Below are 23,879 nucleotides of genomic sequence, written 5' to 3'. Positions count from 1 at the left end.
GACAGCCGGCACGTGGGCAGCCATGCGGCGCCTGCGGCATCCGGCGGGGGGAAGTGATGGGCGTCGAAGGGTTCCTGGCCAGCGAGGACGAGCGCGTCGCGCGCCAGCTCGTCGAGCAGGCGGACCTCATTCTGCAGGCAACCGACGGCGACGTGCCGGCGCGGTTCGCCCATGGATTGTTCGGCCGTGCCGTGGCGGAGGACGTGCGTGTCTATACGCCGCATGAACTCGCGACTCTCGCCCGCCTCGCCTATGGCCATTTGAAGGTTCGCCGGCGCGACAGCTTCGACATCCGCATCGAGCAGCCCGAGCCCGCCGAGGGCGGCGACCGGCTGGGCCGCGTCTCGGTGATCGAGATCGTCAATGACGACATGCCGTTCCTGCTCGATTCGGTCATGGGTGCGCTCAACGCGCAGGGCCTGACCGCGAGCTTCGTCGTGCATCCCATCATGGGCGTCGACCGCGATGCCGGCGGCCAGGTGAGCAGCCTGATCGCCGGGGAGTCGCCGGCCGGCGCGCGGATGCGGCGCGAGAGCCTGATCCAGATCCACGTGCCCCGGATCGAGGATGAGGGCCGGCGCGCGGCGCTGGTCGAGGATCTCGGGCTGGTGCTGAACCAGGTGCGCCAGGTGGTGGGCGCCTGGCAGCCGATGATGGCGCAGGTGCGCGCCGCCGTGACCAACCTCACCCTCGCCCCCGCCATGGTGCCGCGCGAAGAGCGCGAGGAGGCCATCGCCTTCCTCGAATGGCTGCTGGCCGGGCGCTTCACCTTTCTCGGCTGCCGCCATTATCAGGCCACCGGTACGCCCGCCGGCCCCAAGGCGACGCAGTTCGAGCGGCGCATGGAAGACGCGCTGGGCCTGATGGCGGACGAGGATTTCCGCCTGTTCCGCTCCGCCGGCGACCCACGCGCCGTCAGTGCCGACCTCACCGACGCGCTTGCCGATACCAGCCCGCTTATCGTCACCAAGTCCCGCACCCTCTCGCATGTGCACCGGCGGGCCTGGATCGACGTGGTTCTGGTCAAGCGCTACGATTCGCAGGGGCGCGTGGTCGGCGGGCTGTGCATCGCCGGCCTTTTTACCGCCACCGCCTATACGAGCTCGGTCCGCACCATCCCGATGCTCCGGCGAAAGACCGCCACCGTGCTGGCACGCGCCGGATTCGCGCCGGAAAGCCATTCCGGCCGGGCCCTTGTGAAGGTGCTCGAAACCTACCCCCGCGACGACCTGTTCCAGATCGATTCGGCGGCGCTGTACCAGTTCGCGCTCTCCATCCTCCAGCTCGACGAGCACCCCCGCGTGCGTGTGCTGGCGCTGAACGAGCGCTTCGACCGGTTCGTCTCGATCCTCGTCTTCGTGCCGCGCGACCGCTATGGCAGCGAGGTGCGCGAGAAGATCGGCAACCTGCTGGCGGTCAGCTTCGGCGGCCAGATCGCCGCCTTCCGCCCGATGTTCCTCGATGGGCCGCTGACGCGGGTGCACTTCATCATCGAGCGCGGCCCGGGCGAGGTGCCCGCCGTCAGCCGCGCCTCGCTGGAAGAATCGATCGGCGCGATCATCCGCACCTGGGCGGACGGCTTCGCCGAGGCGCTGGCGGCGACGGTTCCCGCCAGCAAGGCGAGCGAGCTGATGGAGCGCTACGCCAAGGCGTTTCCGGCCGGCTACCAGTCGGCCAGCGCGCCGGCCGAGGCGATCGACGACCTGCGGCTGATCGAGGAGTTGAGCGATGCCAGCCCGGTGGCGGCGGATTTCCGCACCTCGACGCTGCGCGAGCGCGGCCGGGTCGCGCTGAAGGTGTTCAGCTACAAGGTGCCGCGCCTGCTTTCCGAGCGCGTGCCGCTGCTCGAATCGATGGGCTTTATTGTCATCGACGAACGAACCTTCACCATCCGGCCGACCGGCGGCGCGCCGGTCTATCTGCACGACATGCTGCTTTCCCGCCGGGGCGGCAGCGAGATCCCGCTCGACAAGTTCGGCCCCCGCCTGCACGCGACACTGATGGCGGTGCTGCGCGGCGGCGAGAGCGATGGCTTCAACGCGCTGGCGCTGAACGCCCAGCTCGGCTGGCGCGACATCGCGCTGCTGCGCGCGCTGGGGCGCTATCTCCGGCAGGTCGGCATTCCCTTCAGCCAGGATTATCTCTGGCAGACGCTCAACGCCCATCCCGCCATCGCCCAGAAGATGGTGGCGCTGTTCCATGTCCGCTTCGACCCCGACCAGGGCGAGCGCCGGGTGGAGCGGCAGGCGGAGCTGCGCGCCGAGATCGAGAGCGCGCTTGCGGATGTGCCGAGCCTCGACGAGGACCGCATCCTGCGCCGCTTCGTCAATCTGATCGGCGCGGCGGTGCGGACCAATTTCTTCCAGCGCGGCGCCCAGGGCGGCCATCGCCCGACGGTGGCCCTGAAATTCATCAGCGCCGAGGTCGAGGGGCTGCCGCGACCGCACCCGTTGTTCGAGATCTTCGTGCACTCGCCGCGGGTGGAGGGCATTCACCTGCGTTTCGGCCGCGTCGCGCGCGGCGGGCTGCGCTGGTCGGACCGGCCGCAGGATTTCCGGACAGAAGTGCTCGGCCTCGTCAAGGCGCAGCAGGTGAAGAACGCGGTCATCGTTCCGGTGGGGGCGAAGGGCGGCTTCGTGCCTCTGCAACTGCCCGCCGGCCCGCGCGAGGCCATACAGGCCGAGGGCATCGAGGCCTACAAGCTGTTCATCTCCAGCCTGCTGGACGTCACCGACAACATCGAGGACGGGCGTACCGTCCATCCCCCGCACACGGTGCGGCACGACGAGGACGACCCCTATCTGGTGGTCGCCGCCGACAAGGGCACGGCGACCTTCTCCGACACCGCGAACGCGCTCTCGCTGCAGCGCGGCTTCTGGCTGGGCGACGCCTTCGCCTCCGGCGGCTCGGTCGGCTACGACCACAAGGCGATGGGAATCACCGCGCGCGGCGCCTGGGAGGCGGTGCGCCGGCATTTCCGCGAGATGGATGTCGACATCCGCAGCACGCCCTTCACCGTGGTCGGCGTCGGCGACATGTCGGGCGACGTGTTCGGCAACGGCATGATCCTGGAGAACACCATCCGCCTGGTCGCCGCCTTCGACCACCGCGACATCTTCCTCGATCCCAACCCCGACCCGGAGCTTTCCTTCCGCGAGCGCAAGCGGCTGTTCGCGCTGCCGCGCTCCTCCTGGCAGGACTATGACAAGTCGCTCATCTCGCCGGGCGGCGGGGTGTTCCCGCGCACTGCCAAGAGCATCCCGCTCACGGTGGCGATGCGCGAGGTGCTGGGGTTCGACAAGAGCTCGGCGTCGCCCGCCGAAGTGATCAGCGCCATCCTGCGCGCGCCGGCGGATCTGTTGTGGTTCGGCGGCATCGGCACCTATGTGCGCGCGTCGACGGAGAGCGATGCCCAGGCCGGGGACCGCGCCAATGACGGCGTGCGCATCACCGGCGGCGAGGTGCGGGCGCGGGTGATCGGCGAGGGCGCCAATCTCGGCGTCACCCAGCGCGGGCGCATCGAGGCGGCGCGGCGCGGGGTGCGGCTCAACACCGACGCAATCGACAATTCCGCCGGCGTGAACACCTCCGACATCGAGGTGAACATCAAGATCGCCATGGGCCCGGCGCTGCGCGAGGGGCGGCTCGACCCGCAGACGCGGGCGCATATCCTCGCCGGCATGACCGGCGACATCGCGGCGCTGGTGCTGACCAATAATTACCTCCAGACACTGGCGCTTTCGCTCGCCGAAATGCGCGGGCTCGACGAGATCGGCTTCGTCCAGCGGCTGATGCAGCGGCTGGAAGGGCGTGGCCTGCTCGACCGGGCCGTCGAGTATCTGCCCTCCGACGCCGAGCTGAACGAGCGGCGCGGGCGCGGCGAGGGCCTCACCCGGCCGGAAATGGCCGTGCTGCTCGCCTATGCCAAGCTCTCCGCCCATGCGGAGCTGATGGACACCGGCGTGCCGGACGACCCCTATCTCGCGCGCGAACTCGCCGCCTATTTCCCCGCCGAACTGCGCGAGCAATTCCCCGAGGGCATCGAGCGCCACCGGCTGCGCCGCGACATCATCGCCACCCGCCTGTCCAACGCCATGATCAACCATGGCGGGCCGGCCTTCATCGCAAGGCTGGCGGACGAGACCGGTGCCGGCATCGACAGCATCGCCAAGGCCTTCGCCGTGGTGCGCGACGGTTTCGGGCTCTCGGTGCTCAACCGCGAGATCGATGCGCTGGACGGGCAGGTGCCGGGCGCGGTGCAACTCGACCTCTATGCCGTGGTTCAGGACATGCTGCTCGACCGGTCGATCTGGTTCCTGCGCAATGTCGATCTGAGGCGCAATCTCGACGAGCTGGTCGGCCATTACGCCGCCGGCATCGGTCCGGTGGAAAAGGTGCTCGCCGGCCCGGTGCGGGAATTGCTGCCCGAGGAAACCCGCGTGCTGCACGATGCGCGCGTGAGCCAGTGGACGCAGGCCGGCGTGCCCGAGGCGCTGGCACGCCGCATCGCCCGGCTGCCGGCGGTGGAGAGCGCCACCGACATCGTGCTGATCGCCGACCGCACCCGCGCCCCCCTGGCGGACGCCGCGGTGACCTTCTTCGCCGTCGCCCTGCTGTTCCGCCTCGACCGCATTCTCGGCCCGGCCCGGACGCTCTCGGTGAGCGACTATTACGACCGGCTGGCGCTGGAGCGGGCGCTGGCGGCGTTCGAAAGCGCGGTGCGGCGGCTCACCGCCGAGGTGATCGAGGACCATGGCGCCGGCGTCGCCGGCGTGTCCAGCTGGGCGCGGGCGCGCGGCGATGTGGTGGAGCGGGCGCGCAACGGCGTCCACGACATCGCCGGCTCGGGGCTGAGCGTGTCGAAGCTGTCGGTGGCCGCCAGCCTGATCGGCGATCTCGTTCGAGGCTAGCGCCGGGGGGCCTGGTGAGCGCAGAAGGCGGGAACCGCGCCGGGGCGGCAGGCCGCGAGCCGGGGGCGGATGTGGTCATCCTTGCCGCGGGGCGCGGGCGGCGCATGGGAATCGCCGCGCACAAGGCGCTGGTGCCCGCGGTGGCAGGGCAGGGCACGCTGGAAAGGCTGCTCGGCCAGCTCGGTCATCTCCCCGCGCACCGGGTGACGGTGGTGACCGGCTATCGGCACGAGGATGTCGAGCGCCTCGTCCGGGGGCGCTTCCCCGGCGCGCGCTGCGTGCACAATTCACGCTACGAATCGACCGAGATGCTGCAGAGCCTTGGCTGCGCCCTGGCGCCGGAGCTGCCGGGCCTGCGCGACTGCTGGGTGCTGCTGGCGGATACCGTCTATTCCGACGCTGCCCTCGCCGCGCTCTTCGCCGCCGAACCGGGCGGTGTGGCGATGGCCGTGACGGCGCGCGCCGGCGTCGGGGATGGCGAAATTCCCGTCGAGGTTCGGGATGGCGCCGTGCTCGCCGTGGCGGATGCGGCGCGGGCAAGCGCCTGGCGCATGGCCCATGCGGTGCGCTGGCCGCCGCAGCTACGGACTCGCCTGCGGGAGGCGGCCGAGGCGGGCATGCGCTACCAGTGGCAGCTCATCGCCGCCCTTTTGCGGGAAGAAACAACGGAGCGAGCTTTCTCGATTCGGGCCATTATGTTACCTCTGGATGGCGCGCACGATATCGACACGCTCGATGATCTGGCGCGCGCGACGTCAAACGCGCGCCCTCGTGCCGAGCCTGCCTGATGGACCATGATGAGCGCTACGCGACCCTTCCCGGCCGATGTTCTTGACCACTTCCGCGCCGATATCAGCAAGGACGAGCATTTTCGCGGCCGCGACCGCCGTTCCGTAAGCGCCTTCCTGAAGCAGGCGCGGGATGCCGAAAGCGCCCGGCGCGAATTCGAGACGCTCCGCCTGCTCGCGGACGCGCGAGGCGAAAATCTGGTGCCGCGTCCCCTTGAGCAGCGCGGGTGCGAACTGCACCTCGAACTCGTCGAGGGCATCCGGCTCTATGATCTCCTGCGTCTGTTGCGGCGCATGGGCAGCGTCGACGTCGCGCTGCAGGCCGGGGCGGAGCGGGCCGCGCTCGTGCTTCTGGAGCGCTGCCGCGCGCGGGTCGAGCGGATGCAGGCGCTGCTGGCGGAGGCCGCCGGCCGGCTGAGCGTCGGCCCCTATCCCTGCGACATCAAGGTCGCGGGCATGTTCGCGCTGCTCTCGCAACTGCTCGGGCTGCCGCCGCTCAGCGCGACGGAGCGCACCGAGCTCGACGCGTTCAAGGTGCGATGGGACGAACAGGTAAGCGTGCCGTTTCGCGACGCGACGCCCAAGAACGTCATCGTCGCGGCGGAAAGCCTCGCCATCGGACGACATGTCAGCGAAGCCGCGCGGCGGACGGCGCTGGCACGCCTGCTCGCCGAGGCGGGTGACGATTTCTGGCGCACGGTGCCGCTCTTCGATATCGACTTTTCCGCCGTCGAGCACCTGACGACGCCGGAGGACGATCTGGTGAGCCTGCTGGCCCATGAGGTGACCTTCGAGCTAGGCGCCCGCGCGGGCGAAGGGCTGGCGTTCGCGCAGACGCTGAAGCTGAACCCGCAGCGCGCGGCCTACAGCATCTTCGTGCGCTATCTGCGCTTTGGCGGGCGGAAGGTCGCCTATCAGGTCGTCAATCCGCAGGGCGGCGCGACGCGGTTCCGCCATGACCGCTTCGGCTTCTATTTCGACCGCATGCCGCGCCTTGTGGCGGGGTTGTATCCGCAGATGATGGAGCAGATGCCGGCGATCATGGCGCGCTGGTCCGCCATCGCCGACGCTGCCGAGCCTTTCGAGGGCGGCGGCCGTCAAGGGCCGGACCTCTATCTCGAAACAGTAGGCAGGCCGGTGCAGTACTGGCAGGAAAGCCCGCTGGAACTGGCCGGAACGCCGGCATTCGCCGATCTGCCATGAACGAGGCCGCGATCCGTGCCGCCATCGCACGGCTGACCGCAGCGCCGGCGGCGGGCGTCTTCGAACCGACGCCGGGCGGATCGCCCGAGCCGATGTCGCCGGTCGAGCGCCTTGCCGCGCGGGTCTGCGCCAGGCAATGGCGTCGCTCGCGCGTCGATCCGCAGACCTTGGCCGACATCCGCGCCAAGATCGCGGCAGCGATCGAGGCGGGCGCACCGCTCGAATTCGCCGTGCCATTCGGCGGCTACAAGGGCGCGCTCCAGCCATCCGCGCCGGAACTGGACTGGGCGGAGGTGTTCTGGATCGGCCATCTGCGCCGCTACGCCGAAACCGTCGCCGGGCACCATGCCGCCGGCGTGCTGTTCTCGCTCTCCTATTTTCACGGCGTGCTGGGTGACATCAACGGCGTGCCGCCGGGCGATCAGGACCGCTACGTCGCCGGCCTGCGTGCCCTGCTCGCCCGTTTTTCCGACGCCCTCATTGCCTTCCGCCTGGTCGATCTGTCCACGCAGTTCGGCGGCGCCGCAGGGGCGGTGGCGGCTATCGACAGTCGCTTCCGGGAGATGCGCGCGGCGCTGGCGGATGGCGCCAGCGTGCCGCCTTTGGCGGTGCACAGCGCGGCCCGCAACCTTGCCCGCGACGTCTCGGAGGCAGTCCCCACGGCGGAGGAGATCGAGGCGTCGGCGCTGCGCTGTGCCGCCATGGAAAGCCTGGAGGAACGCCGCTGCTTCAACAAATACGGCCCGCGCATCCAGATCACCCATATTCGCGGCGCCTCGCTCTCTCTGCATCTGGGCTCCTGCGCCACGTCGATCATGCAGCCCTGGGTCGGCACCGGCGTGCTGGAGAGCGATGGGCAGGGGCAGTGGCGCCCGCGCATCCTCAATGGCCGGATAGCTGGCATCGACGGCCATCTCGCTGTCCGCCATCCGCTTGAGGAGGTTTCGCCGGCCCTTCGCTGCGTCCCGCTGCGGAACGGCGGGGTGCCGGGATGACGGAGCTCGGCCGGATCCAGAGCGAGGCGCTTGCGCTGCTGGTCGCGTTCGACCGGATCTGCCGCCGGCACAGCATCGCCTACCAGCTCGCCGCTGGCACGTTGCTTGGCGCGGTGCGCCATGGCGGCTTCATTCCCTGGGACGACGACATCGACGTCTGCCTGCGCCGCGAGGCGTATGAACGGTTTCTCACCGTCGCGTGGCAAGAGTTCGCGCCGGACGGGCTCGCGCCGACCTGCCGGCTGCAGCACAGGGGAACCGACCCCGATTGCGGCTTCCTCTTTTGCAAGATGGAAAGGAGCCGGGCACCGGGCCGCGTCTCGGGCGCCTTTATCGACATCTTCCCCTTCGACGGCGTCCGCCGTGCGCCGCTGCGCGGGCGGCTGCATATGCGCGGCGCCTATCTCGCTATGGCGATGCTGGCCTATGGGCAGAAGGGGGCGCCTGCGCAAAGACGACCGTCCTCGGCGGTGCGGCGCTGGGCGCGGCGCGCGCTCGGCTGGCTCGCTGTCCGGCAGTGTCCGAACCGTCTCGCCGAGCGGCTGGAGACGCTCGCCCGGTGGTATGAGGGGCGCCCTACCGGGCATCTCGCCTGCCTCGTCGCCGGGCGGATGCGCTATCGCCAGATGCGTGCGGCGCGCGATTTCGACGATTGCATCGAGATGGCGTTCGAGGGCCACCGCTTTCCCGTGCCGCGCGCGTATGACGAGGTTCTGCGCAACCTCTATGGCGACTGGCGCACGCTGCCGCCGGCGCGGGAGCGCCGGCCGCATCACGACATTACCGGGGCCGACCGGCCGTGAGAGAAAACCGGCCGCGACAATGCGCGGCCGGCCAGCGCCGCGTCAGACCGGCGCGTGCTTCTTGTTCTGGCGGTGGGAGATGAGATCCTCGACCACGGTCGGGTCGGCCAGCGTCGAGGTGTCGCCGAGATTGCCGAACTCGTCCTCGGCGATCTTGCGCAGGATGCGGCGCATGATCTTGCCGGAGCGGGTCTTGGGCAAGCCGGGCGCGAACTGCACGAGGTCCGGCGAGGCGATGGGGCCAATCTCGCGGCGGACCCAGGTGACGAGTTCCTTGCGCAGTTCCTCGGTCGGCTCGATGCCGGACATCAGCGTGACATAGGCATAGATGCCCTGGCCCTTGATGTCGTGGGGATATCCGACCACGGCGGCCTCCGACACCTTCGGGTGGGCGACGAGGGCGCTCTCCACCTCGGCGGTGCCCATACGGTGGCCGGAGACGTTGATGACGTCATCGACGCGCCCGGTGATCCAGTAATAGCCGTCCGCGTCGCGCCGGCAGCCATCGCCGGTGAAGTACTTGCCGGGATAGGTGGCGAAATAGGTCTGCATGAAGCGCTCATGGTCGCCATAGACCGTGCGCATCTGGCCGGGCCAGGAATCGGCGATCACCAGATTGCCCTCGCAGGCGCCCTCCATCGGCGTGCCCTCGGCGTCGACCACCTCGGGAACCACGCCAAAGAACGGCGTCGTCGCCGATCCGGGCTTGAGCTTGGTCGCGCCGGGCAGCGGCGTGATGAGGATGCCGCCGGTCTCCGTCTGCCACCAGGTGTCGACGATGGGGCAGCGCTCCTCGCCGACGACGCGGTGATACCATTCCCACGCTTCCGGGTTGATCGGCTCGCCGACCGAACCGAGCAGGCGCAGGCTGGCGCGGCTGGTCTTCGTCACCGGGGCATCGCCACCCTGCATGAGGGCGCGGATGGCGGTAGGGGCGGTGTAGAAGATGTTCACCTTGTGCTTGTCGATCACTTCCCAGAAGCGGGAATTGGTCGGGTAGTTCGGCACGCCCTCGAACATCAGCGTGGTGGCGCCGTTGGCGAGCGGGCCATAGACGATGTAGCTGTGGCCGGTGACCCAGCCGACATCGGCGGTGCACCAGTAGATGTCGCCGTCATGGTAGTCGAAGACGTATTGATGCGTCATCGCGGCATAGACGAGATAGCCGCCGGTGGTGTGCAGCACCCCCTTGGGCAGGCCGGTGGAGCCCGAGGTGTAAAGGATGAACAGCGGGTGCTCGGCGTTCACATGTGCGGCGGGGCAGTGGCTGGTCACCAACTCCGCAGCCTCGTGATACCACACGTCGCGGCCGGGCTTCATGTCGACAGCGCCGCCGGTGCGCTTCACCACGACCACATGATCGACCTCGATATCCGTCAGCTTCGCGATGGCGGCGTCGACATTGGCCTTCAGCGGCACCTTGCGGCCACCGCGCAGGCCCTCATCGGCGGTGATGACGACCTTCGAGCCGCAATCGCGGATGCGCCCGGCCAGGCTGTCCGGCGAGAAGCCGCCGAAAACCACCGAGTGGACGGCGCCGAGCCGCGCACAGGCGAGCATCGCATAGGCCGCCTCGGGGATCATCGGCATGTAGATGGTGACGCGGTCGCCCTTCTCCACGCTGCGGTTGCGCAGGACATTGGCGAAGCGGCAGACCTCGTCATGCAGCTCCTGATAGGTGATGTGGCGCTGCTCCGACGGGTCGTCGCCTTCCCAGATGATGGCGACCTGATCGGCGCGGGTGGAAAGGTGCCGGTCGATGCAGTTCCACGCCACATTGGTGACGCCGTCCTCGAACCATTTGATCGACACATTGCCGGGGGCGAAGGAGGTGTTCTTGACGATCGTATACGGCTCGAACCACTCGATGCGCTTGCCTTCGTCCGCCCAGAAGGCTTCGGGGTCGTTCACCGACGCGTCGTACTTCGCCCGGTAGGCGCGATCGTCGAGGAAAGCGCGCTCGGCCCATTGCGCGGGCACATCGTAGATCTTGTCGGTCATGGCGTCTTCCTCCAAGGCTCGGGCGGCGGCCTCTTCGGGGCCGCCTCGCTCCTGTTTCTCATGAAATTATGGGCGGCGCTTTGACCCGCGACAAGCGCGGCTGCGCCGAACTTTGGTCGGGTGCAGCCGCGCCGCACCGTACGGGGGCCCGGTCGGCCCGCGCTCAGGCCCCCGCCCCGATCTGCCGCATCAGCGCCGGCAGGTCCATCAGGATACGGGTGTCCTTGATACGGCCGTCCTCGATGCGGTCGATCACCATGCCCCAGACCGACACCTGGCTGCCGGAGGCCGGCATGCCGAAGAATGCACCGCCATGCGTGGCGGTCCATGTAAAGCGCGTCAGCACCTTGTCGGCTTCGGCGATCTGCTCCTCCACGGTCCAATGCATGTCGGGAAAGGCGGAGAACAGGCCCCGCAGGACGTCCTTCAGCCCCGCCAGACCCGGTCCCTGGCCGGGAAACGGCACCTGCTCCACCATGTCCTCAGCCACGTAGTCGCCGGCGACTTCCGGGTCGTGACCGTTGATCGCTCTCTCGATGAAGTCGCGGACCAGCTGCTTGTTGTCCTCGGTCATATCCGTTCCTGTCATGGCGCGTGGCCTGATCTTGGCGACGTCGCAGCACCGCCCGCGCGTTCGGGACGCGGGCGCCAGACGCTGGTGGCCTTTATCTCAGCATCTTCCAGCTCGCGCGACACCGGCACGGCATACTCCGCCACCTTTTCCAGCCTGTCGCGCGGCAGGTAGGAGCGGCCGGGATCGCCGATCCACACCTGCACCCCCTCGGCGTGAAGGGTCTCCAGCCAGGCGAAGACCCTGGTCGCCAGATCGCGCTCATAGGCGATGTCGCCGGCCAGCACCACCTCCCAGCCGCCCCGCGTGCCGATGACATCCGTCGTCAGCACCGTCACGGCATCGGCCGCGTTCAGCGCCGCATTCAGCGCGATGGCGGCATGGGCGAAGGGGTCGATGTCGGCGCAGGCGACATGCGCCGCCCCCGCCTTGCGCGCCGCAATGCCGACGAGGCCGGAGCCCGAGGCAAAATCCAGCACCCGCTTGCCCCGCACTGTCTCGGGATGGTCGAGGATGTAGCGGGCGAGCGCCTGCCCGCCGGCCCAGGCGAAGGCCCAGAAGGGCGGGGCCAGGCCGATCTCGCCCAGCTCCTCCTCGGTGCGCTGCCAGATCGGCAGCGATTCCTCGGCGAGGTGGAGCGTGATCTCCGGCACCAAAGGCGGAGAAAGGAGACGGGTCTCCAGGCGGATGAAGGCGGCGGGATAGGCAATGACGCGGGGCGTCACCGCGTGCCGCCTGCCATCTCCAGCACGATGTCCCATTCGGCGTCGGTGACGGGCTGCACCGACAGCCGCGAGAACTTCATCAGCGCCATTTCGGCAAGGCGGGGCTCGTTCTTGACGGCGGCCAGCGACACCGGGCTTTTCAGCGTGTCGACCGCCTTGATGTCGACCATGACGAATTTGCCGGAGGGGTCGGAGGGATCGGGATAGGCTTCCTTGATCACCTCGACGATGCCGACGATCTCCTTGCCCTCATTGGAATGGTAGAAGAAGCCGTGATCGCCCAGCTTCATGGCCAGAAGCTGCTGCTTGGCGAGGTGGTTGCGCACGCCGTCCCAATGCGTGCCCTTGGCCCCGGCGGCGACCTGGTTCTCCCAGGACCATTTGAACGGTTCGGATTTGTAGAGCCAGTGCGCCATGTCACGCTTCCGCTTTCTGGGGGCGGGCCAGCAGCGACCCGATCGCCTGTTCGATATCGCTGCGCCCGGCCAGCACCGCTTCGACCGCGCGGGCGATGGGCATGTCGACGCCGCGGGCCTGCGCCATCGCCACCAGCACGCCGGCGGTGAGCGCGCCCTCCGCCAGCTTGCCGGGCGGGTGCAGCCCTTCGTCCTGCCCGAGGCTGAGGCCCAGCGCGTAATTGCGCGACTGCGCGGTGGAGCAGGTGAGGATGAGGTCGCCGAGGCCCGACAGGCCGGTGAGCGTTTCCGCCTTGGCGCCGAACGCCTTGCCGAAGCGCATCAGCTCGGCGAAGCCGCGCGCGACCAGTGCCGCGCCGGCGCTGGCGCCCAGCCGGCGGCCGCCAACGATGCCGGCGGCGATGGCCAGCACATTCTTGGCCGCGCCGCCGATCTCGACGCCGCGCACATCATCGCTGTGATAGAGCCGGAACGAGGACGAGCCGAGCGCCGCCGCCAGCGCCTCGGCGATGCCGAGGTCGCGCGAGGCGAGGGTGACGGCGGTTGGCAGGCCGGCGGCGACATCGGCGGCAAAGCTGGGGCCGGAGAGGATGGCGGGAACCGCCTGCGGGCAGGCCTCGCCCAGCACCTGCGTCATGAACAGCGAGGTGCCACGCTCGATGCCCTTGGCGCAGGTCACCACCGGCGTGCCGGCCTCCAGATGCGGCGCCAGCGCCTGCGCGACGGCGCGGCTCGCCTGCGCCGGAACGACGAGCAGGACGGCGTCGACGCCCGCGAGTTCGGCAAGATCCGAGGTCGGGCGCACGCTGTCGGCGAGATCGACGCCCGGCAGATGGGCTGGATTGGCCCGCGCGCGCCGCAGGGTGGCGATGAGTTCCTCATCCCGGCCCCACAGCACGACCCCGCGCCCGGCGCGGGCGCTCGCATTGGCCAATGCGGTGCCCCACGCACCTGCGCCGACAACGCCGATGGACCCGAATCGTGCGGACATCAGCCGCCAATCCGCTCGGCATCGGCGGCTGATGTCTCTGCCGGCGCGGCAAGGGCGGCAAGCGCGGAGGAGCCGGGAATCCCCTCGACCTCGGCGAGCGGCCAGCGGGCGCGCGGCGAGGCGTCGAGCCCGTCATGCAGGCCGCGCGCCAGCCGCTCGGCGCCGGCCCAGGCGATCATCGCGCCATTGTCGGTGCACAGTTCCGGCGGCGGCACGGCGAGGCGGGTGCCGCCATCGGCCGCGACCTTGTGCAGCGTGCGGCGCACCGCCTGATTGGCACCGACGCCGCCGGCGAGCACCAGGGCGCTCGGCTTGATTCCCTTCTGGCGCATCACCCGCAGGGCACAGCGCACGCGGTCGGAGAGAATGTCGACGATCGCCGCCTGAAACGAGGCGCAGAGGTCGTTGACGTCTTCCTCGCTCAACGGGGCGATCTTCAGCGCCTCGATGCGCACGGCGGTCTTCAGACCGGAGAGCGAGAAGTCCGGCACCGGCTTGCCGTGCAGCGGGCGGGGCAGGGCGAACCGGCCGGGATCGCCCTTCAGCGCCGCGCGCTCCACCGCCGGGCCGCCGGGATAGGGCAGGCCGAGCATCTTGGCGGTCTTGTCGAAAGCCTCGCCGATGGCGTCGTCCATGGTGCCGCCGAGCTTGGCGTATTCGCCGATGCCGGTGACGCAAACGAGCTGGGTGTGGCCGCCCGACACCAGCAGCAACAGGAAGGGGAAGGGCACCTTGTCGGTCAGCCGCGCGGTCAGCGCATGGGCTTCCAGATGGTTGACGGCGATGAGCGGCTTCTTCGCCGCCAGTGCCAGCGCCTTGGCGGTGGTGAGGCCGACGATGACGCCGCCGATCAGGCCCGGGCCGGCGGCGGCGGCGATTCCGTCGAGTTCGGCAAGCGCCAGGCCGGAGGCGCGCAGGGCGCGCGAGATCACATGGTCGAGCACCTCGACATGGGCGCGGGAGGCGATCTCCGGCACCACGCCGCCATATTCGGCGTGATCCTCGGTCTGCGAATGGACGATGTTGGACAGGATCGTGCCGGTGCCATCGGCACGGCGACGCACCACCGCAGCGGCGGTTTCGTCGCAGGTGGTTTCGATCCCGAGCAGGAGAAGATCGCGCATTGACTTTATAAGGTTGGACAGTGAACTGAACCGGAACCGAACCGCTGGTGGCCCGGCCGCATCATCCGGCTCCGCGATGATATGGCCAATTTGGCCCACAAAATATTGATATTGTGGGTGAAACCCGACATCTGGAGCTTATCCGACGGGTTTTACCCAGTAGCACCGCAGGACCGCATGACGCAATCGCTTCCCAAACTCCGGCTCGGCACGCGCGGCAGCCCGCTTGCGCTCTGGCAGGCCCATGCGGTGCGCGACGCGCTGCTCAAGGCGCATCGCTGGCCGGAGGAGGCCGTCGAGGTGCAGGTGATCCGCACCACCGGCGACGCCATCACCGACCGGGCGCTTTCCGAGGCCGGCGGCAAGGGCCTGTTCACCAAGGAGCTGGAGGAAGCGCTGATCGACCGGCGCATCGACCTCGCCGTGCATTCCGCCAAGGACATGCCGACCCGGCTGCCGGACGGGCTGCACCTTGTCGGCTACCTGCCGCGCGCCGATGTGCGTGACGCGCTTATCCTGCGCGAGGGCGTGGCGCTGCGCGATTTGAAGCCGGGCGCGCGGGTCGGCACCGCCTCGCTGCGGCGGGAGGCGCAGCTGCGCCGGCTGCGGCCGGACCTCGAGGTGGCGCTGCTGCGCGGCAATGTGCATACCCGTCTCGCCAAGGTGGAGAGCGGCGAATTCGACGCGACACTGCTCGCCTATGCCGGCCTCAGCCGCCTCGGCCTTGCCGACAGGGTGAGCTCGGTGCTGGAGACGGCGGATTTCCTGCCGGCGGTGGGGCAGGGGGCGGTGGCCATCGAGACCCGCTTCGGCGACATCGCCGTGGACGCGCTGGTGGTGCCGGTGGTCTCCCCTGCCACCGGCCTGGCGCTGCGGGTGGAGCGGGCCTATCTCGGCCAGCTCGATGGCTCCTGCCGCACGCCGATCGGCGGGCTGGCGCTGGTGGAAGGCGATGAGATCCACTTCCGCGGCGCCGTGCTCTCGCCCGATGGGTCACGTTATTACGAGATCGTGCGCTACGGGCCGGTCAACCGCGCGCTGGAGCTCGGCATTGCGGCGGGCAAGGAGATGCGCGCTCTGGTGCCGCCCGAATTGCTGCCGCACTGAGCGGGGGGCGAGGCATGCGCGTGCTGGTGACACGGCCGCTTCCCGATGCCTGGGCGACCGCCGAGCGGCTGCGCGGCGCCGGGCATGAGGCGATGGTGGATTCCCTGCTCGCCGTGGAGGCGCTGGCCGGGGCGGAGCTGCCCCCGGGGCGCTTCGACGCGGTGGCGCTGACCAGCGTCAACGGGGCGCGGGCTCTCGGTGCACGGCCGGAACTGCAGGCGCTGGCCGGGCTGCCGCTTTACGCGGTGGGACGACGCACGGCGGCGGCGGCGCCGGACGCCTTCGCCGATGTGCGGATCGCCGGCGGCGACGGCGCGGCGCTCGCCACCCTGCTGCGGGCCGAATTGCCGCGCGGGGCGAGGCTGCTCTATGTGGCCGGCGCGGACCGGGCGGTCGATCTCGGGGCGGAACTTGTCGCCGACGGCATTTCCACCGAACTTTTCGTGATCTACCGTACCGTTCCGGCGACAAGGCTTTCGATGGAGACGATGGTGGCGGTGCAGGAGGGGCGGATCGACACGGCCTTCCATTTCTCGCCGCGTACGGCGGCGACGCTGGCGGCGCGGGCGCAGGAAGCGGGCGTCTCGGCGCTTTTTCGCCATGTCGAGCATTTGTGCTTCTCCGCCAATGTGGCGGCGCCCCTCGCGGCGGCCGGCTGGCCGACCCGTATCGCCGCCGCGCCGACGGAAGACGGGCTGTTCGCGCTGCTCGTCCGGTAAACCATCGCAGTCTCCCGAGGTTGCGGCGCGGGGGCGGGCGGTCTATCCCGGGAACAAGGGGCCGGCCCGGCGCTTTATCAAGGCAGAGGTAAGCACGTGGCGACAGACGATCCGAACAAGGGTGCCGAGGACAAGCCGGAGGCGGGTGCCAAGCCCGCGCGCCGCAAGCCGCCGACGCTCGACCTCGCGGCCAAGGAAGTGGTGTCCGTCCCGGACGACGCCGCGACCGGCGATACGGCGCCCGAGGCGGCCGCTCCCGAGACAGTACGCGCGAATCCGCCCGCGACCGATGTGGCCGCGCCCAGCGAGGCGCCGGCGCTTGACGCTGCTGACGCCTCTCCCCCGGACACGCCAGTGCCGCCTGCGGAGCCTTCCGAGGCTGGCGAAACGCGCGGCGCTCCTCCTGAGCCCGTCCACCCCATTCCTCCGCCGGCCGCGCCGCGTTCGCCGCGCACGCTGGGCGTTATCGGCACGCTGTTCGCGGCGCTGCTCTCCGGCGTCATCGGCGCGGCTTTCGCGCTCGCGGTCGTTTCGGCCTTCTCCAATGCCGAGCAAAATGTCGACGCCATCACCGATCTGGAGGCCCGCGCCCTCGACCTGCGCCAGCGGGTGGAACTGCTGGAAACCCGCTCCGGTGAGGCGGCGGCGCCTGGCCTCGACGCGCCAGCCGAGCTGGCGACGCGTCTCGACGCGCTGGAAAGCGGCCTCGATTCCCTCGGCAAGAAGGTCGACACGCTTCCGGCCGCGCCCGCTTCCGCCGGGGCCGGTACGGCACCCGTAGCCTCGTCCGAGGACGTGGCGGCCGTGCGGGGGCAGATCGAGGCGCTGGAGCAGCGTGTGGGTGCGCTTCCCGCGCCGGTGCCCGCTGCTTCGCCCGCCGATCTCGACGCCACCAATACGCGTCTCAAGGCGCTGGAAGACAAGCTCGGCGCCGCCACCGCCGCCCAGCGCGAGAGCGGGCAGGGCGCGGCGCAGATGGTGATGCTCGGCCGGTTGCGCGAGGCGGTGGCTTCCGGCCGGCCCTTCGCCACCGAACTGAAGGCGGCACAGTCCCTTCTGGGCAGCGAGGGCGCGTCCCTCGCTGCCCTGGAGCCTGCCGCCGCGAACGGCTTCGCCACCGGGCCGGCGCTGGCCGCGCAGTTGCGCACGGCCACCGCTCCCGCGACTGCCACCGAGCCGACGCCCGAGGCGGCGGCCGAGGAGGGGTTCGCCGCGAAGCTGCTGAGCGGCGCGAAGAAGCTCGTCACCGTTCGCCGTTCGGAGGACGCGGCCTCCACGCCGGCGCTGGCCCAGGCGGAAGCGGCGCTGGCGCGGGATGATGTCGATGCCGCGCGTGCCGCGCTCGCGGCACTGCCGGAGAGCGAACGCACCGCTGCCCAACCGGTGCTTGCCGCGCTCGACGCACGCCAGGCGGCGCTTGCCACCATCGCCGAACTTGACCGGCGCGTGCTCGCCACACTCGCGGGAGGGGCCCAGTGATCCGCCTCGTCGTCTACCTTCTCGTTCTCTCCGTCGTCGCCTTCGGCATCGCCTGGCTGGCGGACCGGCCCGGCGCGGTCATCATCGATTGGCAGGGCTGGCAGATCGAGACCAGCATCCTCGTGGCGGCGAGTGCCCTGCTGGCCCTGCTGGCGACGGTGATCCTGCTGTGGACGCTGCTGCGGCTGATCGTCCGCTCGCCGGACATGATCGCGTTTTCCTGGCGCAGCCGGCGGCGCAACCGTGGCTGGTCGGCGGTGACGCGCGGCCTTGTCGCGGTCGGCTCCGGAGATGCGGTGGGCGCGCGGCGCGCGGCCAATGATGCCCAGCGCCTGCTCGGCGAGGAACCGCTTTCGAAGCTGCTGGCGGCGCAGGCGGCGCAGCTTTCCGGCGATGCCGCCGGCGCCGAGGCGGTGTTCCGCTCCATGACGGAAAACCCCGGCACGCGCCTGCTCGGCCTGCGCGGGCTGCATGTGGAAGCGCGGCGTCGCGGCGACCAGAGCGCGGCGCTGCAGGCGGCGGAAGAAGCGGCCCGCCACGAACCGGGCCTTGCCTGGGCGGCGGACGCGGTCATCGAGTCGCGCTGCCTCAATGGCGATTTCGCCGGGGCGCTCGCGACGCTGGAGCGCGAAGCGGCGCATGGGGCACTGGACCGCGCGACGCACCGGCGCCGCCGCGCCGTGCTGCTGGCCGCGCAGGCGCAGGCCCTGGAACTTTCCGATCCGGCGAGCGCGCGCGAAAAAGCCCAGGAAGCGGCGCGCCTCGCACCGACTCTGGTGCCCGCGGCAGAGATTGCCGGGCGCCTGCTGGGCGCGGCGGGCGATGTGCGCAAGGCAGCGAAGGTTCTCGAGGCCGCCTATGCGGCAACGCCGCATCCCGACCTCGCCGACGCCTATCTGCACCTGCGGCCGGGCGATGCCTCGCGCGAGCGGCTGAAGCGCGTGCGCACGCTGACCGCGCATATGCCGGCGCACCCCGAAAGCGCCATGGCGCTGGCGCGCGCGGCCATCGACGCGCAGGACTTTGACGTCGCCCGCACGGCGCTGGCGCCGTTGCTTGTGGCGCCGACGCAGCGCACCTGCCTTCTGATGGCGGAGCTGGAAGCCGGCGAGCACGGTGATGTCGGCAAGGCGCGCGAATGGACGGCCCGCGCGGTACGCGCCCAGCGCGATCCCGCGTGGGTGGCGGATGGCGTGGTGGCGGAAGCATGGGGACCGGTCTCTCCCGTCACCGGCCGTCTCGACGCCTTCGAATGGAAGCTGCCTCCGGGACTGGCGACGACGCCGATGCTGGAGAGTGAGGCCGAGCGCGTGAAGGCGGCGATTGCCGCTGCCATTGAGAGCCGCCCGCCGGCCTCCTCTGAGGGGTCGGTAGTCGACCTCACCGCGTCCAGCGCCTCGGCGAGCCTGGCGCCGGAATCCGACGCGGCCGCGCCGATCGCTGCCCAGGCGGAGCCGGAAAAGGTGGCGACCAAGCCGCCGCTGCTGACCCCGGTAGTCACGCCCGTGGTGGCGATGCCGCATCTGCCGGACGATCCCGGCCCCGGCGCGCCCTTTGCCGACGAGCCCGGCGCGGTGCCGCGCGGGCCCTATATGTGAGGGCCGCCCAGCGTCGCGCGAGCCGAGCCTCGCGTGGGCGCTGGGCTTGCGTCACGCTGCGCCTGCTGTGCCGGCGCAAAAAAAAGCGCGCCATGCGGCGCGCTGATTTCCCCTTGGAGGTACCCGGTCAGAAGCCGGCCGCTCGTCAAGCGGCCGGAGGGTTCAAGCGTGGTCGGAGTACATCCGTCCTGACCGCGCTCCATCCGACGAGACACTGACGAGGTGTCAACATGCCGGAAGCCCTGTTCTGACTGGGTTAGCATCAATGTGGGATGCCGCGCCGGCTTTGCAAGGGGCGAGGGCAGGGCCGTGCGCTCGGCGGTCGCGCATTGGGTCTTGGCGCCTTCGGTGTTCCCAGCGTCTGGCGTGGCGTCTAGCGCCTGGCGTTCGACGAAAGCGACGTCATGCCCCGCCTTGGGCCGGCCATCCACGACGTGTGTCGGCCGGACCTCGTGGATGGCCGGGTCCAGCCCGGCCATGACGAACTTTTTCCGGCTCGCGACCGGCCGGCGCGAAGCCGACGACGCCGGGCTCAGTGCACCCGGCGCGTGGACAGCGGCGTGGGTGCGGCGGGCTTCGCGGGCTTGGGGGCCTGCGCGAAAGCTGCGGCGCTGCGGCCCTTCTGCTCCTTGCCGGCGCCGCGCGCCCCCTGCTCGCTGAACAGTTCCGCCAGCTTGTCGGTCATCGCGCCGCCCAGTTCCTCGGCGTCGACAATGGTGACGGCGCGCTTGTAGTAGCGCGTCACGTCATGGCCGATGCCGATGGCGATCAACTCGACCGGCGACTTGTCCTCGATCTGCTGGATCATCCAGCGCAGATGGCGCTCCAGATAATTGCCGGGGTTTACCGAGAGGGTGGAATCGTCGACCGGCGCGCCGTCGGAGATCATCATCAGGATGCGGCGCGATTCATTGCGCGCCAGCAGCCGATTATGCGCCCATTCCAGCGCCTCGCCGTCGATGTTCTCCTTCAGCAGCCCCTCGCGCATCATCAGGCCGAGATTGCGCCGCGCCCGGCGCCACGGGGCGTCGGCGGATTTGTAGATGATGTGGCGCAGATCATTGAGGCGGCCGGGCGAGCCCGGCTTGCCGGCGGAGAGCCACGCCTCGCGCGCCTGCCCGCCCTTCCAGGCCTTGGTGGTGAAGCCGAGAATCTCCACCTTCACGCCGCAGCGCTCCAGCGTCCGCGCCAGAATGTCGGCGCAGGCGGCGGCCACGGTGATCGGGCGCCCGCGCATCGAGCCGGAATTGTCGAGCAGCAGCGTGACCACGGTGTCGCGGAAATCGGTGTCGCGCTCGCGCTTGAAGGAGAGCGACTGCATCGGGTCGAGAATGATGCGGTGCAGGCGCGCCGGGTCGAGCATCCCCTCTTCGAGGTCGAACTCCCAGCCTCGGTTCTGCTGCGCCATCAGCCGGCGCTGCAGCCGGTTGGCGAGGCGCGCGACGATGCCCGAGAGATGCACGAGCTGCTTGTCGAGATGGGCGCGCAGCCGCGCCAGTTCCTCGGCGTCGCACAGTTCGTCGGCATTCACCGTCTCGTCGAAACGCGGCGTAAAGGGGTGATATTCCGGCGGGCGCGGCTCGGCCGGCACCGCGTTTTCCGGCTTCCACGGCTCGGAGGAATCGTCGGACTCGCCCAGCTCCGCATCGTCGGAAAGCTCGGAATTGGGCTGGTCCTGCTGTTCCTCGGCCTCTTCCGGGTTCTGGTCGGAGGAGAGATCGGTGTCGACCTCGGTCTGGCCCTCGGCGTTTTCCTCGTCCTCGCTGTCGCTGCCCTTGCCGTTGTCGTCGTCGCGGCTGTCGTCGGTGTCGGTCGAGGGGTCGTTATTCTCGTCGAAGGGCGCGATGTCCTCGCCCATGCCGAGCGAGGAGAGCAGGTCGCGCATCGCTTCGGCGAAGCGGGCCTGGTTCTCGGTGGCGCCGGCCAGTTCGTCGAGCGCGGTGGCGCCATGCTCCTCGATGAAGCCGCGCCAGAGGTTGACCATCTCGCGCGCGGCGGCAGGCGGGGCCATGCCGGTCATGCGCTCGCGAAGGATGAGCGAGAGCGCGTGCTCCAGCGGCGCGTCCGAGCGGTCAGCGAGGTTGGCGAAATTGGCCTTCTGGTAGCGGTCTTCCAGCATGGCCGAGAGGTTCAGCGCCACGCCGTCCATGCGCAGGGCGCCGACCGACTCGCAGCGCGTCTGCTCGGCGGCCTCGAAGGCGGCGCGGGCCTGCTCGCCCATCGGCACCAGCCGCTTGTGCACCTTGGGGTCGTGGCAGGCCATGCGCAGCGCCATGGAATCGGCATGGCCGCGCATGATGGCGGCGTCCTGCTTCGACATGCGGCGCGCCGGCTCGGGCAGCCGGGCCCGCCCGTCGGCATAGCCGGGCTTCTCGGAGCCGAAGGTGACGTCGATCTCGCGATTGCCCGCAATGGCGCGCAGGCAGCCGGTGACGGCGCGCTTGAGCGGCTCGGTCGGGGCTTCCTTGGGCGGGGTGCGGGTGGTGCGGTTCGACGTGGAACTCATGGCTTTGGCCCTAGGTGTTTACCTTTCCTCTCCATTGCGGAGAGGTGCCCTCAAAGCAGCCGGCGAGAGGTGACGCGCCGCGCGGGGCATCGAAGACCCTCGCCCCGCCGACCCCGGCTGCAACCGAACCCGGCAGCGGCCGGGTTCGGCGGGGAGAGGGTGCGTGCCGCTCAGGAAAGCACGACGTTGACGGCCGACTCGGTCAGTTCCTTGCCGAAGCAGCGCTGGTAGAACTCGGCCACCAGCGGGCGCTCGAGCTCGTCGCACTTGTTCAGGAAGGTGACGCGGAACGAGAAGGCGAGTTCCTGGAAGATCTCGGCATTCTCGGCCCAGGTGATGACGGTGCGCGGGCTCATCACGGTGGACAGGTCGCCATTGATGAAGGCCTGCCGGGTCAGATCGGCGAGGCGCACCATGCGCGCGGCAGTGTCGCGGCCTTCCGGCGTCTGCAGGTTCTTGGCCTTGGAGACGATGATATCGACCTCCTTGTCATGGGCCAGATAGTTCAGCGTGGTGACGATGGACCAGCGGTCCATCTGCGCCTGGTTGATCTGCTGGGTGCCATGGTAGAGGCCCGTCGTGTCGCCGAGGCCGATGGTGTTGGCCGTGGAGAACAGGCGGAAGGCGCCGTGCGGGCGGATGACGCGGTTCTGGTCGAGCAGCGTCAGCCGGCCGGCGGATTCGAGCACGCGCTGGATGACGAACATCACGTCCGGGCGGCCGGCGTCATATTCGTCGAACACCAGCGCCACGTTGTTCTGGTAGGCCCAGGGCAGGATGCCGTCGCGAAACTCGGTAATCTGCAGCCCGTCGCGCACCACGATGGCGTCCTTGCCGATCAGGTCGATGCGGCTGATGTGGCTGTCGAGGTTGACGCGCACGCAGGGCCAGTTGAGGCGGGCCGCGACCTGCTCGATATGGCTCGACTTGCCGGTGCCGTGATAGCCGGTGACCATCACCCGGCGGTTATGGGCGAAGCCGGCGAGGATGGCGAGCGTGGTCGGACGGTCGAACAGGTAATCGGGATCGATTTCCGGCACATGGGCGTCCGGTTCGGCATAGGCCGGCACTTCGAGGTCGACGTCGATGCCGAAAACCTGACGGACCGAAACCTTCATGTCCGGCAGCGCGGGCGCTTGCGTGAGCGGGGCGGTCATTCTTCCTCCGTTGCCGCGCACGGGCGCGGACTGGTCTGGCACACGCGCTTCCTAGCAGAAGCCCGCGCTCTTGAGATGATTATAGGACTGGATCACGTCGCGCAGACGGTCCTCGGTCGATATGTCGCCGCCATTGGCGTCGGGATGGTATTTTTTCACCAGCTCCTTGAAGCGCGCCTTCAGCTCCTCGGGCGTGGCGGAAATCTCCATGCCGAGGGATTCGAAGGCCCGGCGCTCCACATTGCGGATCATCCGGCTCTCGCGCGGCGGCTCGGGCTCGGGGCGGGTGCGCCCGCCCACTTCGCCGAACATGCCGAACGGATCGCCGATGTCTTCCGCCGAATGGCGCTTGGCATGCTCGGCGGCCTTCGCCGCTCCGCCCTTCGAGCCCATCTTCCAGGTCGGGCGATGGCCGGTGAGCGCGTCCTTCTGGTAGGCGGCGACGGCGTCGTCGCCCATCCCCGAGAAATAATTATAGGACTGGTTGTAGGCGCGCGCATGGTCGAAGCAGAAGCGCCAGAACTGGCCCTCCATCTGCCGGCCCTTCGGCGCGCGATGAGTCGCGGCATGGCTGCAGCCCTCCCACTCGCAGGTAGGGCCTTCAACCTTGGCGCGGCGATCGCGGTCCGCCTTGACGCGGATGCGGTCGAATATCGGGGAGTCGAGCTTCATGGTCCGACGATTATGCTGATGCTGGAGCAGGTATACAAGAAACCGTGGGTTCGTCACCGCCTCTCGCGGCGATCTTAGCCCAGATGTTGACGCCGATGGGGCGGGGGCGTACCG

At 69.7% G+C, this 23,879-nt stretch carries 18 protein-coding genes; 9 read left to right on the top strand and 9 right to left on the bottom strand.

Annotation, left to right across the window (positions count from 1 at the left end; all coding sequences use genetic code 11):
* Window positions 1-56 precede the first annotated feature (56 nt).
* From ACQY76_RS01135 to ACQY76_RS01115, 5 genes are all read left to right on the top strand, one after another.
* Complete coding sequence (locus tag ACQY76_RS01135; RefSeq protein WP_428031091.1) at window positions 57-4,910, top strand: NAD-glutamate dehydrogenase; 4,854 nt, start codon at window positions 57-59, stop codon at window positions 4,908-4,910.
* A gap of 104 nt (window positions 4,911-5,014) precedes the next feature.
* Window positions 5,015-5,698: an NTP transferase domain-containing protein gene (locus ACQY76_RS01130; RefSeq protein WP_428031090.1), complete on the top strand. Its 684-nt coding sequence runs from the start codon at window positions 5,015-5,017 to the stop codon at window positions 5,696-5,698.
* A gap of 6 nt (window positions 5,699-5,704) precedes the next feature.
* Entirely contained in the window at window positions 5,705-6,901 is a 1,197-nt protein-coding gene (locus tag ACQY76_RS01125) for a hypothetical protein (protein WP_428031089.1), read from the top strand.
* A complete protein-coding gene (locus tag ACQY76_RS01120) occupies window positions 6,898-7,896 on the top strand; it encodes a hypothetical protein (RefSeq protein WP_428031088.1) in 999 nt (332 codons plus the stop codon). Before ACQY76_RS01125 ends, ACQY76_RS01120 begins: the two co-directional genes overlap by 4 nt.
* Window positions 7,893-8,699, top strand: a complete 807-nt coding sequence (locus ACQY76_RS01115) for a LicD family protein (RefSeq protein WP_428031087.1) — start codon at window positions 7,893-7,895, stop codon at window positions 8,697-8,699. Before ACQY76_RS01120 ends, ACQY76_RS01115 begins: the two co-directional genes overlap by 4 nt.
* A gap of 42 nt (window positions 8,700-8,741) precedes the next feature.
* Here the strand turns inward: ACQY76_RS01115 and acs are convergent, their stop codons facing one another.
* The 6 genes from acs to tsaD form a co-directional block, all read right to left on the bottom strand.
* Window positions 8,742-10,700: an acetate--CoA ligase gene (acs, locus tag ACQY76_RS01110; protein ID WP_428031086.1), complete on the bottom strand. Its 1,959-nt coding sequence runs from the start codon at window positions 10,698-10,700 to the stop codon at window positions 8,742-8,744.
* Window positions 10,701-10,863: 163 nt separating this feature from the next.
* Complete coding sequence (locus ACQY76_RS01105) at window positions 10,864-11,274, bottom strand: ester cyclase (protein WP_428031085.1); 411 nt, start codon at window positions 11,272-11,274, stop codon at window positions 10,864-10,866.
* Between the two features lie 11 nt (window positions 11,275-11,285).
* Window positions 11,286-12,032: a class I SAM-dependent methyltransferase gene (locus ACQY76_RS01100; RefSeq protein ID WP_428031084.1), complete on the bottom strand. Its 747-nt coding sequence runs from the start codon at window positions 12,030-12,032 to the stop codon at window positions 11,286-11,288.
* Entirely contained in the window at window positions 11,993-12,412 is a 420-nt protein-coding gene (locus ACQY76_RS01095; protein WP_428031083.1) for an EVE domain-containing protein, read from the bottom strand. The genes ACQY76_RS01100 and ACQY76_RS01095 overlap by 40 nt, the downstream gene beginning before the upstream one ends.
* A 1-nt stretch (window position 12,413) precedes the next feature.
* Window positions 12,414-13,403 (bottom strand): NAD(P)H-dependent glycerol-3-phosphate dehydrogenase, encoded by a 990-nt coding sequence (locus tag ACQY76_RS01090; RefSeq protein ID WP_428031082.1) that lies wholly within the window; start codon window positions 13,401-13,403, stop codon window positions 12,414-12,416.
* On the bottom strand, window positions 13,403-14,527 hold the full coding sequence (gene tsaD, locus ACQY76_RS01085; RefSeq protein ID WP_428031081.1) for a tRNA (adenosine(37)-N6)-threonylcarbamoyltransferase complex transferase subunit TsaD: 1,125 nt from the start codon (window positions 14,525-14,527) through the stop codon (window positions 13,403-13,405). Before tsaD ends, ACQY76_RS01090 begins: the two co-directional genes overlap by 1 nt.
* A 177-nt stretch (window positions 14,528-14,704) precedes the next feature.
* On the opposite strand from tsaD, the gene hemC reads away from it, so the two are divergent.
* From hemC to ACQY76_RS01065, 4 genes are all read left to right on the top strand, one after another.
* A complete protein-coding gene (gene hemC / locus ACQY76_RS01080; RefSeq protein WP_428031080.1) occupies window positions 14,705-15,634 on the top strand; it encodes a hydroxymethylbilane synthase in 930 nt (309 codons plus the stop codon).
* A gap of 14 nt (window positions 15,635-15,648) precedes the next feature.
* Entirely contained in the window at window positions 15,649-16,353 is a 705-nt protein-coding gene (locus tag ACQY76_RS01075; protein ID WP_428031079.1) for a uroporphyrinogen-III synthase, read from the top strand.
* Window positions 16,354-16,449: 96 nt separating this feature from the next.
* A complete protein-coding gene (locus ACQY76_RS01070; protein WP_428031078.1) occupies window positions 16,450-17,832 on the top strand; it encodes a COG4223 family protein in 1,383 nt (460 codons plus the stop codon).
* Complete coding sequence (locus ACQY76_RS01065) at window positions 17,829-19,430, top strand: heme biosynthesis protein HemY (protein WP_428031077.1); 1,602 nt, start codon at window positions 17,829-17,831, stop codon at window positions 19,428-19,430. The genes ACQY76_RS01070 and ACQY76_RS01065 overlap by 4 nt, the downstream gene beginning before the upstream one ends.
* 532 nt (window positions 19,431-19,962) lie before the next feature.
* On the opposite strand, the gene cobT is transcribed toward ACQY76_RS01065, so the two are convergent.
* The 3 genes from cobT to ACQY76_RS01050 form a co-directional block, all read right to left on the bottom strand.
* Entirely contained in the window at window positions 19,963-21,936 is a 1,974-nt protein-coding gene (gene cobT, locus ACQY76_RS01060; RefSeq protein WP_428031076.1) for a cobaltochelatase subunit CobT, read from the bottom strand.
* Between the two features lie 170 nt (window positions 21,937-22,106).
* Window positions 22,107-23,093: a cobaltochelatase subunit CobS gene (gene cobS / locus ACQY76_RS01055; protein WP_428031075.1), complete on the bottom strand. Its 987-nt coding sequence runs from the start codon at window positions 23,091-23,093 to the stop codon at window positions 22,107-22,109.
* A gap of 51 nt (window positions 23,094-23,144) precedes the next feature.
* Window positions 23,145-23,765, bottom strand: coding sequence for a J domain-containing protein (locus tag ACQY76_RS01050; RefSeq protein WP_428031074.1), 621 nt, complete (start codon window positions 23,763-23,765; stop codon window positions 23,145-23,147).
* Window positions 23,766-23,879: the final 114 nt, after the last annotated feature.

The organism is Ancylobacter sp. (assembly GCF_965279025.1).
Classification (GTDB): domain Bacteria; phylum Pseudomonadota; class Alphaproteobacteria; order Rhizobiales; family Xanthobacteraceae; genus Ancylobacter.
This window is presented reverse-complemented; position numbering and strand designations above follow the sequence as displayed.

Coding starts and splice junctions, on each gene's coding strand:
- ACQY76_RS01135 (WP_428031091.1), top strand. CDS start 57: ATGGGCGTCGAAGGGTTCCTGGCCAGCGAGGACGAGCGCGTCGCGCGC.
- ACQY76_RS01130 (WP_428031090.1), top strand. CDS start 5,015: ATGGGAATCGCCGCGCACAAGGCGCTGGTGCCCGCGGTGGCAGGGCAG.
- ACQY76_RS01125 (WP_428031089.1), top strand. CDS start 5,705: ATGATGAGCGCTACGCGACCCTTCCCGGCCGATGTTCTTGACCACTTC.
- ACQY76_RS01120 (WP_428031088.1), top strand. CDS start 6,898: ATGAACGAGGCCGCGATCCGTGCCGCCATCGCACGGCTGACCGCAGCG.
- ACQY76_RS01115 (WP_428031087.1), top strand. CDS start 7,893: ATGACGGAGCTCGGCCGGATCCAGAGCGAGGCGCTTGCGCTGCTGGTC.
- acs (WP_428031086.1), bottom strand. CDS start 10,700: ATGACCGACAAGATCTACGATGTGCCCGCGCAATGGGCCGAGCGCGCT.
- ACQY76_RS01105 (WP_428031085.1), bottom strand. CDS start 11,274: ATGACCGAGGACAACAAGCAGCTGGTCCGCGACTTCATCGAGAGAGCG.
- ACQY76_RS01100 (WP_428031084.1), bottom strand. CDS start 12,032: ATGGGACATCGTGCTGGAGATGGCAGGCGGCACGCGGTGACGCCCCGC.
- ACQY76_RS01095 (WP_428031083.1), bottom strand. CDS start 12,412: ATGGCGCACTGGCTCTACAAATCCGAACCGTTCAAATGGTCCTGGGAG.
- ACQY76_RS01090 (WP_428031082.1), bottom strand. CDS start 13,403: ATGTCCGCACGATTCGGGTCCATCGGCGTTGTCGGCGCAGGTGCGTGG.
- tsaD (WP_428031081.1), bottom strand. CDS start 14,527: ATGCGCGATCTTCTCCTGCTCGGGATCGAAACCACCTGCGACGAAACC.
- hemC (WP_428031080.1), top strand. CDS start 14,705: ATGACGCAATCGCTTCCCAAACTCCGGCTCGGCACGCGCGGCAGCCCG.
- ACQY76_RS01075 (WP_428031079.1), top strand. CDS start 15,649: ATGCGCGTGCTGGTGACACGGCCGCTTCCCGATGCCTGGGCGACCGCC.
- cobT (WP_428031076.1), bottom strand. CDS start 21,936: ATGAGTTCCACGTCGAACCGCACCACCCGCACCCCGCCCAAGGAAGCC.
- cobS (WP_428031075.1), bottom strand. CDS start 23,093: ATGACCGCCCCGCTCACGCAAGCGCCCGCGCTGCCGGACATGAAGGTT.
- ACQY76_RS01050 (WP_428031074.1), bottom strand. CDS start 23,765: ATGAAGCTCGACTCCCCGATATTCGACCGCATCCGCGTCAAGGCGGAC.